This window comes from Streptomyces sp. NPDC048434 (assembly GCF_043200375.1).
Lineage (GTDB): Bacteria > Actinomycetota > Actinomycetes > Streptomycetales > Streptomycetaceae > Streptomyces.
This window is the reverse complement of sequence record NZ_JBICXQ010000032.1, coordinates 15,489-28,906: the sequence shown is the minus strand read 5'-3', so window position 1 is coordinate 28,906 and position 13,418 is coordinate 15,489. Positions and strand designations below refer to the sequence as shown.

At 71.8% G+C, this 13,418-nt stretch carries 15 protein-coding genes; 8 read left to right on the top strand and 7 right to left on the bottom strand.

All coding sequences use genetic code 11. The annotated features are described in order from the left end of the window. Positions 1-48 precede the first annotated feature (48 nt). Positions 49-1,302 (top strand): IS701 family transposase, encoded by a 1,254-nt coding sequence (locus ACGFWI_RS31630; RefSeq protein WP_393909475.1) that lies wholly within the window; start codon positions 49-51, stop codon positions 1,300-1,302. Positions 1,303-1,965: 663 nt separating this feature from the next. On the opposite strand, the gene ACGFWI_RS31625 is transcribed toward ACGFWI_RS31630, so the two are convergent. After that, on the bottom strand, positions 1,966-2,823 hold the full coding sequence (locus ACGFWI_RS31625; RefSeq protein WP_393909474.1) for a 3-hydroxybutyryl-CoA dehydrogenase: 858 nt from the start codon (positions 2,821-2,823) through the stop codon (positions 1,966-1,968). A 159-nt stretch (positions 2,824-2,982) separates the two neighbouring features. On the opposite strand from ACGFWI_RS31625, the gene ACGFWI_RS31620 reads away from it, so the two are divergent. Beyond that, complete coding sequence (locus tag ACGFWI_RS31620; RefSeq protein ID WP_393909473.1) at positions 2,983-4,212, top strand: glycoside hydrolase family 10 protein; 1,230 nt, start codon at positions 2,983-2,985, stop codon at positions 4,210-4,212. 105 nt (positions 4,213-4,317) lie between these two features. Here ACGFWI_RS31620 and ACGFWI_RS31615 read toward each other — a convergent pair whose 3' ends face one another. Together ACGFWI_RS31615 and ACGFWI_RS31610 are read right to left on the bottom strand one after the other, a co-directional pair. Then, positions 4,318-4,527, bottom strand: coding sequence for a DUF1918 domain-containing protein (locus ACGFWI_RS31615; protein ID WP_393909472.1), 210 nt, complete (start codon positions 4,525-4,527; stop codon positions 4,318-4,320). A gap of 197 nt (positions 4,528-4,724) precedes the next feature. Beyond that, on the bottom strand, positions 4,725-5,696 hold the full coding sequence (locus ACGFWI_RS31610) for a DMT family transporter (protein WP_393909471.1): 972 nt from the start codon (positions 5,694-5,696) through the stop codon (positions 4,725-4,727). Here ACGFWI_RS31610 and ACGFWI_RS31605 point away from each other — a divergent pair. The 5 genes from ACGFWI_RS31605 to ACGFWI_RS31585 all read left to right on the top strand — a co-directional run bounded on the left by ACGFWI_RS31605 (position 5,695) and on the right by ACGFWI_RS31585 (position 9,660). Further along, entirely contained in the window at positions 5,695-7,200 is a 1,506-nt protein-coding gene (locus tag ACGFWI_RS31605; RefSeq protein WP_393909470.1) for a PLP-dependent aminotransferase family protein, read from the top strand. The genes ACGFWI_RS31610 and ACGFWI_RS31605 overlap by 2 nt on opposite strands. 109 nt (positions 7,201-7,309) lie before the next feature. Continuing rightward, the gene (locus ACGFWI_RS31600; protein ID WP_393909469.1) at positions 7,310-7,762 is read left to right on the top strand and encodes a GNAT family N-acetyltransferase; all 453 of its coding nucleotides are present in this window, start codon (positions 7,310-7,312) and stop codon (positions 7,760-7,762) included. Positions 7,763-7,805: 43 nt separating this feature from the next. Beyond that, complete coding sequence (locus ACGFWI_RS31595) at positions 7,806-8,375, top strand: histidine phosphatase family protein (RefSeq protein WP_393909468.1); 570 nt, start codon at positions 7,806-7,808, stop codon at positions 8,373-8,375. Positions 8,376-8,590: 215 nt separating this feature from the next. Then, positions 8,591-9,292 carry a hypothetical protein gene (locus ACGFWI_RS31590; RefSeq protein ID WP_393909467.1) on the top strand — a complete coding sequence of 234 codons (702 nt, stop codon included), beginning with the start codon at positions 8,591-8,593 and terminating at the stop codon, positions 9,290-9,292. Between the two features lie 5 nt (positions 9,293-9,297). Continuing rightward, entirely contained in the window at positions 9,298-9,660 is a 363-nt protein-coding gene (locus tag ACGFWI_RS31585; RefSeq protein ID WP_393909466.1) for a DUF4333 domain-containing protein, read from the top strand. 38 nt (positions 9,661-9,698) lie between these two features. Here ACGFWI_RS31585 and ACGFWI_RS31580 read toward each other — a convergent pair whose 3' ends face one another. The 3 genes from ACGFWI_RS31580 to ACGFWI_RS31570 all read right to left on the bottom strand — a co-directional run bounded on the left by ACGFWI_RS31580 (position 9,699) and on the right by ACGFWI_RS31570 (position 12,208). After that, positions 9,699-10,151 (bottom strand): YybH family protein, encoded by a 453-nt coding sequence (locus ACGFWI_RS31580; RefSeq protein WP_393909465.1) that lies wholly within the window; start codon positions 10,149-10,151, stop codon positions 9,699-9,701. 132 nt (positions 10,152-10,283) lie between these two features. Continuing rightward, positions 10,284-11,033: a response regulator transcription factor gene (locus ACGFWI_RS31575; protein ID WP_393909464.1), complete on the bottom strand. Its 750-nt coding sequence runs from the start codon at positions 11,031-11,033 to the stop codon at positions 10,284-10,286. An 89-nt stretch (positions 11,034-11,122) separates the two neighbouring features. Beyond that, positions 11,123-12,208 carry a class I SAM-dependent methyltransferase gene (locus tag ACGFWI_RS31570; RefSeq protein ID WP_393909463.1) on the bottom strand — a complete coding sequence of 362 codons (1,086 nt, stop codon included), beginning with the start codon at positions 12,206-12,208 and terminating at the stop codon, positions 11,123-11,125. A 130-nt stretch (positions 12,209-12,338) separates the two neighbouring features. On the opposite strand from ACGFWI_RS31570, the gene ACGFWI_RS31565 reads away from it, so the two are divergent. Further along, positions 12,339-12,530, top strand: a complete 192-nt coding sequence (locus ACGFWI_RS31565; RefSeq protein WP_393909462.1) for a DUF1059 domain-containing protein — start codon at positions 12,339-12,341, stop codon at positions 12,528-12,530. Positions 12,531-12,622: 92 nt separating this feature from the next. Here the strand turns inward: ACGFWI_RS31565 and ACGFWI_RS31560 are convergent, their stop codons facing one another. After that, positions 12,623-13,387 carry a LysR substrate-binding domain-containing protein gene (locus ACGFWI_RS31560; RefSeq protein WP_393909461.1) on the bottom strand — a complete coding sequence of 255 codons (765 nt, stop codon included), beginning with the start codon at positions 13,385-13,387 and terminating at the stop codon, positions 12,623-12,625. Positions 13,388-13,418 lie beyond the last annotated feature (31 nt).

The following is a 13,418-nucleotide window of genomic DNA, read 5'->3' as shown; positions in this document are numbered from 1 at the left end:
CTCCAGTGAGAATTCGTGTCCTGAGCTAGTCGTTCTCGTTGTCCAGTCATGGAGGGGTTGGGTGAAGTCGCTTGCTGGGCTGGGGAGTTGCAGTCGGTGTTCGTGCGGGTGGCGGGCCGGTTCGGGCGGGCGGATCTGCGGTGGCGGATGCGGGACTATGTGCGGGGCCTGCTGGCGCCGGTGGGCCGGAAGAACGGCTGGCAGCTGGCGGAGTACGCCGGCCATCGTGATCCTGCGGGGCTGCAGCACCTGCTGAACGGCGCCCGGTGGGACGCGGATGCGGTGCGGGACGACGTGCGCGCGTACGTCGCCGAGCACCTTGGCCCGGGTGGGGTGCTGATCATCGATGACACCGGCTTCATCAAGAAGGGCACCACGTCGGCAGGTGTGTCGAGGCAGTACACCGGCCCCTCCGGGAAGATCGACAACTGTCAGATCGGAGTGTTCGCCGCTTACGCCACCGCACGCGGCCGGGCCCTGGTAGACCGCGAGCTCTACCTGCCCAAGTGCTGGACGAAGGACCGTGAGCGGTGCCGGGCCGCGAAGATCCCCGACGAGCGGGGCTTCGCCACCAAGGGGGAGCTCGCCCGCTCTGTAGTCCGCCGCTGCCTGGCTGCCGACCTGCCGGCGTCCTGGGTGACCGCGGACGAGGCCTACGGGCAGGACTGGTCCTTCCGTCGCATGCTTGAACAGCACGGCCTGGGCTACGTCGTGGCAGTCCCCAAGTCCCAGCAGATCAAGTCCCTGGCCGGCGCCTGGCGCATCGACCAGCTCATTGACGAAGGCCCGGCCGACGCCTGGCAGACCCTGTCCTGCGGCGACGGAGCCAAGGGCCCGCGCGTCTACGACTGGGCGGCGGCCAAGCTGCCCGTCAACCTTGTCTTCGACCCGGACCCGCCCACCCACCACCGCTGGATCCTGGCCCGCCGCAGCCTGTCCGACGCCAGCGACCTCGCCTACTACCTCGCTTACGCACCTGTCGATGCGGACGTGAGCGAACTGGCCCGGGTCGCCGGCTCCCGCTGGGCCGTCGAAGAGTGTTTCCAGGCCGCGAAGAATGAGTGCGGCCTCGACGAATACGAGGTTCGCCGCTACGTGGGCTGGTATCGGCACATCACCCTCGCGATGCTCGCCCATGCCTTCCTCGCAGTCCTCGCGGCCCAGGCCCAGGACGCCGAAAAGGGGGATGCAGAAGCGACACCACCAGCCTTGTCCCGCTCACCGTGGCAGAGATCCGGCGCCTGCTGGACACTCTCCTCCCCCACCCAAGGACCCACCAGGACAAGAGAATTCACACACTGAACTGGTCCCGCTGGCGCAGGCACCACCAAGCCACCGCCCGCCACTGCCACTACCGAAGAAGAAGCAGCTCAGGACACGAATTCTCACTGCAGTACTAAGTCGGAGAGGGAGAGAAGCGAGAGGACACAGAAACCAGGGGCTCGGTCCGGCATGTCCGCCTTGCGGCGCTCCACACCATCGACAAGGCGTGAGGCCGGATCCGCTACCAACAGCGCCAGCCACTGCAGCACGCCAGAGGTCGCCAGTGACCCCGTGCGTTCGCGAGGACGTCCAGGCCTCAGGGATGGGGGCGGACGGCTACCGTCGTCCATCGCCCGGGGCCGCCGGCGCAGGCTCAGCATCGTTGGTCAGGCAGCTCCGAGCCAGGTCCCTCAGCAGGGACTTTTCAGGGACTTTCAGCTCTGTCTCAGGGACTTTCCAGGGATTTTCCGCTGAGTAAGAGGGGAAGGACCCGACAGCTCTGAAAGGCGCAAAGTCCCACGTCAGGGCCTGCTTCTTGTCCGTCGACGACGCTCGGCCGCGCAGACCGCACCTACCAGGCAACGTTGCGTAGTTGAGAGCCCGGCAAGGGCTGCGAAAGCCGCCCGGACGCGGCGCTGCTGTCAGCGCTGCGCCCGGTGAACTCGGCCTTGAACAGGTTCAGTTGGCGCGTCAGTGCACTTCCTAGTACGAGTAGAACCCCGACCCCGACTTCCGCCCCAGACGTCCCGCGTCGACCATCCGCGCGAGCAGCGGGGGAGCGGCGTACAGGGGCTCCTTGTACTCCTCGTACATGGAGGCGGCGACCGAGGCCACGGTGTCCAGACCGATCAGGTCGGTCAGCTTGAGCGGGCCCATCGGGTGGGCGCAGCCCAGCTCCATACCGTTGTCGATGTCCTCGCGGCTGGCGATGCCCGACTCGAACATCCGGATCGCGGAGAGCAGATACGGGATGAGCAGGGCATTGACGACGAAGCCCGAGCGGTCCTGGGCGCGGATCGCATGCTTGCCCAGCACGTCCTGCACCAGGGCCTCGGCGCGCTTGATGGTCTCCTCGCCGGTGGTCAGGGCGGGGATCAGCTCGACGAGCTTCTGTACCGGTGCCGGGTTGAAGAAGTGGATCCCGATGACCTGGTCGGGGCGGGAGGTGGCGACCGCCAGCTTCACCAGCGGGATCGACGAGGTGTTGGACGCCAGGATGGCGTCCGGCCGGGTGATCACCTGGTCGAGGACCTGGAAGATCTCGGTCTTGACCTGCTCGTTCTCGACCACGGCCTCGATGACGAGATCGCGGTCGGCGAACTCACCGAGGTCGGTGGTGAAACTGAGCCGGTCGAGCGTCGCGTCGCGCTCCGCGGCAGTGATCTTGCCGCGCTCGGCGGCCTTGCCGAGAGAGTTGGTCAAACGGGTGCGACCCAGCTCCAGAGCTTCGCCGGTGGTCTCCGCGACCATGACGTCCAGTCCGGCGCGGGCGCACACCTCGGCAATGCCTGCGCCCATCTGGCCGCAACCGACCACTCCGACGCGTTCGATGTCGGTCACATCGTGCCTTTCGCTGATCTTCAGGACCGGCGGTACGCCGTAAGGGTCCGGCGCCCGCCTCGGGCCCGACGTTACTCCGCGCGGTGCTGTGCTAAGGGTGCCGGGGCGGGCATTCTGAGCCCTCAGGAAGGGACAAACCAGACAACCTGGGGACTTTTGATGAGGCGTATCACACGCAGAGGGTTCGCGGTGGCCGCGCTGGGCGCGGCCTCTTCGCTGCTCACCACGGGGGCGGCGACGCCCGCGGACGGCGCGTCGCGACGCGAGATGCGGGGCATGTGGCTGGCGACCGTCGCCAACCTGGACTGGCCCTCCAGCGCGAAGCTCCAGCCCGCCGAGCAACAGCGCGAACTGCGCGCCCACTTCGACACGGCCGTCGCCCGCAAGCTGAACACGGTGTTCTTCCAGGTGCGGCCCACCGCGGACGCCCTGTGGCCCTCCCGGTACGAGCCATGGGCGCAGTACCTGACCGGGCAGCAGGGGCGCGACCCCGGCTGGGACCCGCTCGACTTCGCGGTCCGCGAGGCCCACCGGCGCAATCTCGAACTTCACGCCTGGTTCAACCCGTACCGGGTCGCCAACCACACCGATCCCAAGCGGCTCACGCCCGACCACCCCGCCCGCCGGCACCCCGGCTGGGTCCTCCCGTACGGCGGCAAGCTCTACTACAACCCCGGCCTGCCGGAGGTGCGTGGCTTCGTCCAGGACGCCATGTTCGACGCGGTGCAGCGCTACCCCGTCGACGGCGTGCACTTCGACGACTACTTCTATCCGTATCCGGCCGCGGGCCAGCGGTTCGACGACGATGCGGCGTTCGACGAGTTCGGCAGCGGCTTCGAGAGCCGGGCGGCCTGGCGCCGGGACAACATCGACCGGCTGGTGTACGAGATGGCGACCAGGCTCCATGACGGGAGCGGGCGGGCCGGGCGCCGGGTGCGGTTCGGTGTCAGCCCGTTCGCGGTCTGGCGCAATCGCACCACCGACCAGCAGGGCTCCCGCACCCAGGCCGGGGTGCAGACCTACGACGACCTGTACGCCGACACCCGCCGCTGGGTGCGCGAGGGGTGGCTCGACTACATCGTGCCGCAGGTCTACTGGCCCCTCGGCTTCACGGCCGCCGACTACGCCGAACTCGTGCCCTGGTGGGCGCGGACCGTCGACGGCACGGATGTGGACCTCTACATCGGCGAGGCCCTCTACAAGGCGGGTGAAGCACAGCCCGCCGCCTGGAAGGACCCGGCCGAACTCTCCCGCCATCTCACCTTCGCCCACGGCTATCCGCAGGTGGGCGGCCATGTCTACTTCTCGGCGAAGGAGGTGGCCAAGGACCGGGCGGGGGCCATGGCGAGGATCGTGCGCGACCACTACACCGCCACGGCGCGGACATAGGGCGGCCCGCGCGGGTGCCGGAAGGATCCGCGCGGGCCGCTGAGACGGTCCGCCTGGGTTTTCCGTTACCGGCCGGGGCCGGTGTCTGGCGGCCGGCTCCGGTGGCTACCGGTCAGGGGTGATGTCCTTGACCTCGCCGTGCCGGACGACCGAGTCGGGGCCGGGCGAGATGATCGCCTCATGTCCGTCCTCGGCGCGGACGCGGTAGGGCGGATCGCCGTTCGTTCCCATGACTTCGACTATTTCGACGACCCGGTCGTGATGCCCGACGGTCCTGCCGTGCACCACCAGCCGGTCGCCCCTGTTTGCATGCATCAGGGTCCTCCCCGCCTCGGGGCGGCCGTACGACCGGTAGCCGACACTGCGACGGCCGACGGTTGAACGGCCAACGATTTCCATGGTTCGCGGGCCTGGCGTGACCCGGACGGCGGTACCTGCCGTCGCGGCAAGTTTACGTCCGCGGGCCGCGCCCGCACCCGGTAACGGCAGTCTCATCCCCTCCCGGCGGCCGGTCAGCCACGGGCTCGCTGGGTGACCGCGATGCACGCCAGGACCGCCAGCGCCGCCGCGGGGGCGGCCGGGGGCAGCCGCTCGCCGAGCAGCAGCACGGACCAGACCAGGGTCAGCAGCGGCTGGGCGAGCTGCAGCTGACTCGCCTTGGAGATGCCGATCGCGGCCATCCCGCGGTACCAGGCGACCATCCCGAGGAACTGCGAGCCGAACGCCAGCCACAGCAGCCCGCCCACCGAGTGCACCGTGAGCCGCAGCGGCTCCGTGGACAGTGCGAGCGCCGCGCACGCCACCGTCACCGGAAGCGCCAGCACCAGCGCCCAGCCGATCACCTGCCAGCCCGGCATATGGCGGGCGAGCCGGCCGCCCTCCGTGTAGCCGGCCGCACACACCAGCAGGGCCGCGAACAGCAGCAGATCGCCGCGGCCCGGCGTCCCGCCGCTCTGCTGCACCGCAAAACCGATGACGACGACGGCGCCGACCAGCGAGGCGACCCAGAATGTACGGGAGGGCCGGGCGCCGGTCCGTACGGCCGAGAAGGCGGCGGTGGTCAGCGGCAGCAGGCCGACGACGACGGCCGCGTGCGAGGTGGTGGAGGTCTGCAGCGCGAGGGTGGTCAGCAGCGGAAAACCGAGGACCACACCGCCCGCGACGACCGCGATGCCCGACCAGTGGCGCCGCTCGGGAAGGCGTACCCGGAACGCGGCCAGTGCGCCGCCGGCCAGCATGGTGGCCAGCACGCTGCGCAGCATCACCACCGTCCAGGGGCCCATGCCCTCCAGCGCCCATGCGGTCGCGGGGAACGTGAGGGAGAAGGCGGCGACGCCGAGTGCGGCGAGCAGGGCGCCACGGCCGACGAGGGCGCTGCGGGCGGTGGCGGCGGTCCGCGGGGTGCACGGGGCGGGAGTTACCGGGGCGCCCGGGGTGCTGACCGCTATCGCGACCGGAGCAGTAGCGCTATCGTTGTCTCTCATGCAAGAGCGTAGCAGTGGGGCAGAACTGGCCGCGACTCTCCGCAGAGAGCTGGACCGCTACTCTCCAGGAGAGAAGCTGCCCTCGAGTCGTGTCCTCGTGGAGCGGCATCGCGTCAGCCCGGTGACCGTCTCCCGGGCGCTCGCCGAGCTGACGGCGGAGGGCCTGGTCGTGACCCGGCCCGGCGCGGGGGCCTTCCGGGCCGAGCCGCGCAGCGAGGCACCCCGGCCGGCCGACACCTCCTGGCAGGAGATCGCGCTGAGCGCGGAGCCGGCCGGCGACCAGGTGCCACGCAGCGTCGACGCCTCGGGAGTGCTGGCCACGCTCGCCACCCCCGCCCCCGGTGTCATCGAACTCAACGGCGGCTATCTGCACCCCGATCTGCAGCCCGAACGCGCCCTCGCCGCCGCACTGGCACGGGCCGGACGCCGGCCGGGTGCCTGGGCGCGGCCACCGGTCGGGGGCGTGCCCGCGCTGCGCGCCTGGTTCGCACGGGAGATCACCGGCCCCGGTGGCCCGCTGGCGGCCAGCGACGTCCTGATCACCGCGGGCGGCCAGAGCGCGCTGACCGCCGCGCTGCGCGCCCTGGCCGCGCCCGGCGCCCCGGTGCTCGTCGAGTCCCCGACCTACCCGGGCATGCTGGCCGTGGCCCGCGCCTCCGGGCTGCGGCCGGTGCCCGTACCGGTGGACGCGGACGGGGTCCGTACGGATCTGCTCGCCGACGCCTTCCGTGCCAGCGGCGCGCGAGTGTTCGTCTGCCAGCCGCTGTTCCAGAACCCGACCGGCGCGGTGCTGGCCGCCGAGCGGCGCCGCGAGGTGCTGCGAGTGGCGCGCGCGGCCGGCGCCTTCGTGATCGAGGACGACTTCGCGCGGCTGCTGGTCCACGACGACGCTCCCGTGCTGCCGCCGACCCTGAGCGCGGACGACCGGGACGGCACGGTCGTCCATGTCCGCTCGCTCACCAAGGCGACCTCGCCCAACCTGCGGGTGGGTGCCCTGGCCGCCCGCGGCCCGGTTCTCGACCGGCTCCGCGCCATCCAGGTCGTCGACAGCTTCTTCGTGCCGGGCCCGCTCCAGGAAGCCGCCCTGGAACTCGTCGGATCGCCCGCCTGGGCCCGTCATCTGCGGCTGATCGCCGCCGAGTTGACCGCCCGCCGGAATGCCCTGACCGCGGCCCTGCACCAGCAGCTGCCCGCGCTCGCCGAGCGGGGTCCGGCGCACGGGGCGGCATACGGGCACGACCCCGCGCCCGGCGGCCCCTACCTCCCGCCGGGCGGCTACCACCTCTGGCTGCGGCTGCCGGACGGCACCGACGAGGCGGCGCTGACCGGTGCGGCGCTGCGGGCGGGCGTCGCGGTCGCGGCCGGGCGGCCGTACTTCGCCGCCGAGCCGCCGGCCGCGCATCTGCGGCTGAGCTTCGCGGCCGCGTCCGGCACCGGCGAGATCACCGAAGGCGTCCGCAGGCTCCGTACGGCGTGCGAGGAGCTGGGCGTTCCCGCGCGCTGACGGGCCGGGCGGGGAGGAGGCGGCGGTGCGCGGGCGCGGCGGGCCACCGGCACCGTGCCCGTCCGCAATCGGCTCGACGCCGCCCCCGCCCTTCTGCGAACCTCCCGCCATGAACGATCACGCCCTCGACGGCTTCGAGATCTCCACCGACCCGGCGCGCCTGGACGCCGGCCTGGTCCACGACTGGCTGTCCACCGACTCCTACTGGGCCGTGGACCGGCCCCGGGAGCTGCATGACCGCGCCGTCGCGGGCTCGCTCAACTTCGGTCTGTACGAGGCCGGTTCCGGCCGTCAGGCCGGCTACGCCCGGGTGGTCACCGACCATGCCACCTTCGCCTGGCTCTGCGACGTCTACATCTGCCGCGACGACCGCGGCAAGGGCCTGGGCACCGCCCTGGTCGAGGCCATCGCCGACCATATGACGCCCTGCGGGCTGAGCCGGCTGACGCTCGCCACCAAGGACGCCCACGGCGTGTACGAGAAGGTCGGCTTCCGGACCCTGGTGTCCCCGGAGCAGTGGATGACCCTGGGGCTGATCGACCCGGGGCCTGTCGAGATCTGATCAACCGGGGTCGCTTGGACGGTGCTGCTCTTACCATCGGCGCATGAGCGTCCGATTCAAGCTGCTCGCCGCGGGCCGCAGCTCCTCGCTGCTCGGCACGCGGTTCGGCGATGACCGTCCGCTCGACGCCGCGGGATGGCACGAGGCCGAGCGGGCCGCGCCCGTCCTGTGCCGGCTCGCCGCCGCCGAACTGCGCTACCGCTCGCCGTCCGCCCGTTGCCGGGACACCGGCGAGGCCCTCGGCCTGGGCCCGCTGGCCCAGCCGTCGCTGCGCGACTGCGACATGGGGCGCTGGCACGGCCGCACCCTGGGTGAGGTGGCCGCCGACGAACCGCGCGCGGTGGAAACCTGGCTGGCCGACCCGCGCTCCGCACCGCACGGCGGGGAGTCACTGCTGGCCTTCATCACCCGCGTCGGCGGCTGGCTGGACACCCGGCCGGTCGAGGACGCCGACGGGCTGCTCGCGGTCGCCGAGCCCGGTGTCGTCCGCGCCGCCCTGGTCTATGCGCTCCAGGCGCCACCGCACTCGTACTGGCGCATAGACGTCCGGTCGCTGTCGGTGACCACGCTCACCGGCCGGTCCGGCAAATGGGACCTCCAGCTGGAGGCGTGAGCGGCGGGGCATCCTCACGCGGTGTGAGGTGCACGTCCCGGGGCGGCCCCGGTGCACCACCCGGAAAGCCCATCCCGCACGTTCCGCCGTCCGGGGCGTACGCACCCGTGTGACCTGCGGGAACAGTCGGCGCTACGGCGTCTTCCCCGGAAGTTGCCCCGGACGCGGCACACCATCGAGGTGCGCACCGCCGGGCCGGGCGCTTGTCTCGGGTTATGCACATACGCCACATTCCCCTCTACGCGCTGGCGGCCGGCGCCCTGGCGCTGTCCGTCACGCTCTTCGGTGACGGCGACGGTGCCGACGCCGCCACCGAGGCCGTCACCGGGACGGCGGCCGAGGCCGGCCCCGCGCCGGTCACCGCGAATGCGGTGGTCATCCAGCCCGACCCGGTCGCACCGGGCGCCGCCTTCTCCGTCTCCGACGGCGGCAGTTGCTCCGGTGACACCGCGGAGGTCACCTTCGACGACGCGGACATCCCCACGATGCAGCTCTCCGCCCAGAGCAGCCGGCTCGGTGGCACCGCGGTCGTGCCGGAGGGCACCGCGCCCGGCTCCTACCAGGTCACCGTTACCTGTGGCAGCGCCTCCGGAGCCCGGCAGAGCGCCCTGGACACCGGCCCGGCGGGCGAGGAGGAACAAGGCGAGGCACGCGGCAACGCGGACGGCGACGACCACGGCAGCGGACGCGACGAGGGGCACGGGCAGGAATCCGGCGACGGCCGGAAGACCCTCACCGGCACCATGATGGTCTCCGGTGCCGAGGAGGTCGTGCCCCAGGGCGGCGCGGACACCGGCCTCGGCGGCGCGGCCGGCACCGGCCGGGCCGCCACGACCCTGGGCGGTGTGCTGTTGCTGGCCGCGGCCGGCTGGGGAGCCCTCGCCCGCCGGGGGCGCACCCGCGGCACCCGGAGCTGACGGCGGTGTTCGCAGATCCACCACGGCGCGGCCTCGTCTTCGGCCTCGTCACGGCCCTCGCCATGGCGGGCGTGCTCGCGTTCGCCGCCGTCCGTCTCCGCGACCGCGACGCCACCAGTGAACTCGACGGCGGCACCCACACCGTGCTGCGCACCGAGATCGCCAGAACGCTCAGCGGCCAGCTCACCCTGCCCTTCCGCAACGGGCCCGACGCGGTGCACTGCTCCGACGACCTCCGGCCCGTGCCGTATGCCGAGGTGCGCTGTACGGCGCACTTCCCGCTCGGCCAGGACCGCCACCTGACCGTCGAGGTCACCCGCGTCCGCCACAACCAGGTCACCTACCGGCGCCACTCGCTGCCGCGCTGAGCGGTGGCGGCCGCCGGGGCGAGGAGGCCCCGGGCGCCCTACGGCGTGAGGTCCAGGGCAGCCAGCCCCGACCCGTCCATCAGGAACGGCACCGAGCTGTGCGTATGCGTGATCTTCCAGGTGCCGTCGATCTTGCGGAGTCCGACGGTGGCCCGGCTCCACAGCTCCACCTCGAAGCCGTCCGTCTTCGTCCCGTGCATCCGGTTGATGCTGTGGCTGAACGCGACATCGTCGCCGACCGTGATCTCGACCTGGGTCAGCGACACCTCGATCGGACCCTTCCAGGTCGCGTACCAGGCCTCGACGGCATGTCGGTCCAGCGCCTCCGGGCCCGTGAACTGCAGCGGAGGAGCGAGGTTGAAGTCCACCATGTCCGGCGCGCAGGAGGAGAGGAACCGCCGCGCGTCCCGCTCCGTGGTTGCGGCCGCCCGGTCCTCCAGCAGCTCCCGGATCTGCGCCTCGTCCGCTTTACGTGCGATGTCGGTGGTCATGAGGGGTCCTCCCGTCGGATGGCGCCGCAGCGCCCGGAATCTCCGTGCAACGGGTAGACGCCTGCGCCTACGGAAAATCATCGGCGGGAGCGCACGGGCCTTGGCGGAACCGCGCGCGCCGCGGGGCCAGCCCTACGGCGCGAGCCGCACCGCCGCCGGTCCCCGGGTCAGCCAGGCGTTCGCCGCCTCGACCCGGCCGCCCACCTGCAGCTTTGCGTAGGCGTGTTCCAGATGCTTGTCGACGGTGCGCGGGCTGATCGCCAGTCGGCTGGCGATCTGCTGGTTCGTCAGGCCGCGGGCGAGCAGGGCGAGTACGGCGGATTCGCGGTGGGTGACGGGGGACGGCGGAGACGTCGGCGGAGCGAGCCGGTTGAGGACGTGGCTGAGCCGGGTGCGCAGCAGGGCAGCGGCCGCCACATCGTCGTCGGAGAAGTCGCTGCCGCTGCGGCTGATCGCCACACACACCTTCCGCGGAACGCCGGCGGCGTAGCCCGCCGGGAACGACATCGCGAGCTGCTGCTCGGCGTCCAGCGGCCGGTAGACATCGGTATAGGCGGCGAGGGCGTGGAATTCGCCGCGGGTCTGCAGTGTCGAGCGGCGCATCGGGGTGCCGGAGCCGAGGGTGGTGTGGGTGACGAGGGAGTCGGCCGCCGATTCGCGGGCGAAGGCGTCCCGTACGTCCTGGGTCAGGAGGTCTGCGGGCAGGGTGAGCGGCCGGTCGGCGGAGCCGGCGCGGGGGGACCAGATGATGCTGTCGCCGGGAACCGCACCGAGCAACAGCGGCAGCAGTGCCGGGACAAGGGTGTCCTCGTCGACGGCATCGATCAGGAGGTCCACGACGGCGAGAATGCGTCGCAGGCCGGCCTCCGCGGCCGCGCTCATACATCCAGCGTGCCGAGGGGGCCCGGGCCAGTCAAGCGAGAGCCGCCCGGCCGGCCGGGGGAAGACCGGCCGGGGGCGCGTCAGGCGCGTTAACGCCCGACGGCATAGACGCGGTTGACGGGGCTCTCTGCGGCGAGTCGCCAGTGGTGGAGCCCGGCTTCCTCGGCGATCTGCCGCATCGCCTCCTCACCCGCGTGGTTTCCCAGTGCCTGCGGACCGTGTTGGGCCAGCGCCGACGGCAGACAGATCGCGACCGAGGAGGCGGTCACCGCCCGGCCGATGGGGTTGGCGTTCTCCTGGGCGTTCGCCGAGGCGTTCGGCTCGACGACCATGCATGTTCCGCCGTCGGCCAGTGCCTGCTCGGCGTGGTGCAGTGCGCCGCCCGGATCGCCGGTGTCGTGCAGGCAGTCGAAGAACGTGATCAGGTCGAAGTCCTCGCCGGGGAAGTCCTGGGCGGTGGCGACCCGGAAGCTGACCCGGTCGTCCAGTCCCTGCTCGGCCACGATGTCGCGGGCCGCTTCGATCGACGGGCGGTGGAAGTCGAAGCCCTCGAAGTGCGAGCGGGGGAAGGCCTGTGCCATGAGCGTCGTGGAGTAGCCGTAGCCGCATCCGACGTCCGCGACGCGCGCGCCACGCTCCAGCTTCTCCACCATGCCGTCCAGTGCGGTCAGCCACTCCGGTACCAGCGCGGCCGAGTAACCGGGGCGGAAGAACTTCGCGGTGCCGGCGAACAGCGCCGGGCCGTGTTCCTCCCAGCCGACGCCCTCGCCGGTGCGGAAGGCCTCCATGAGGGTGTCCTCGGTGGCATAGAGCGCCTGCAGCATGGTGAAGAAGCCCGCCGCGTACGTCGCCCGTTCCGGGTCCGCCAGCACGGCGGCGTGCTCGTCGGGCAGCAGATAGGTGTCGGTGCCGGGCGCGTAGTCGAGGTACTCGCCGGCGACCTGGGCGGCGAGCCATTCGCGGACGTAGCGCTCGTTCAGCCCGGTGCGGGCGGCGAGCTGTGCGGAGGTGAGCGGACCGGCGCCCGCCATGGCTTTGTAGAGGCCGAGCCGGTCGCCGAGCGAGGTGCACAGGCCGGCGACCGCGGCGCCGCTGTCGGTGATCACTTTCTCCAGGAACTGCTGCACCCGGTCTTCGTCCACCACGCCGGGTGTGACATCGGCGGAGGTCGTCATGGCTCTCACCTCCCTCTCCACTTCCTCGTCCTCTTACTGCAGCAGGACGGCCGCCCCGCGCGCCATACGGGATTCGCCGTATACGGCGAGGTGACGGCACCGGCCGACACTGGAGGGAAGGAGGTGCACCATGCGCAAGAAGGTCGACTGCCGGGATTACCCCAGTGAAATGAACTGCACCCTCGTCATCGCCGGCGAGGAGGAGGAAGTGGTCCGCGCCGCCAGCGAGCACGCCATATCCGTCCACGGGCACGAGGACAGCCCGGAGCTGCGGCAACAGATCAGGGCGTCCATGAAGGACGAGGTACCGCAGCACGCCTGAGGCGCGGGACAGCGGCACGCCGCCCCTGACCCGGGGCGGCGGCCCCGTGGTGTCCGGGTGCGGCCGAGCGCACGTACCGCGGCGGGTGCGGGCTACGAACGGCGGCGAGGCTTGCCGCGTTTGCCGCCCTTAGCACCGGCACCGCTCCGGGGGCTCTTGCCGGCCGACGTGCCGGCCGCGGGCTTGCGCCGCGCACCGCCCGTATCGGGGTGCTTGCCCTTCGGCTGCGCCGGGGCCGGGCTCGGGCGGCGCCCTCGCGAGCTGTTGACGGTCCGCCCGCGGACGATCCCGATGAAGTCCTCCACCAGATCGGTGGTCTCCTCCTGCGGCCACGACAGCGCGATACGTGACGCCGGGGCGTCCGACACCGGCCGGTACGTGAGGTCCCTGCGGTGGTGCAGACGGGCGAGGGACTGCGGGACGACGAGGACTCCCACTCCTGCCGCCACCAGTTCCACGGCGTCCGCCGTCGTGGCGGGGCGCTCGTTCGCGGGCCGTCCCGGACGGTGCTCCCAGTCGAGGGTGTCGTCGAGGGGATGCAGCACGATCTCATCGGCCAGGTCCTCGGCGGACACCTCGTCGGCGGCCGTGACGACGTGGTCCTTCGGAATCATGACCACGGTCGTCTCGGTGTAGAGGGGGATCGCGCTGAGGTCCGTCCGGTCGACCGGCAGCCGCACGAAACCCGCGTCGGCGCCACCGCCCCGCAAGACGTCGAACGCCTCGGCGGCGGACACCGCGACGAGGGTCAGGGGGACGTCGGGCAGCCGCTCGTTCCAGATCCGCACCCACTTCGCGGGCGTCACCCCCGGGACGTACGCGAGCCGGAACGAAGGGGATACTTCCGAGCCAGTCACGTGGACAGGTTACCGGTCGTGGTCGGAGGTA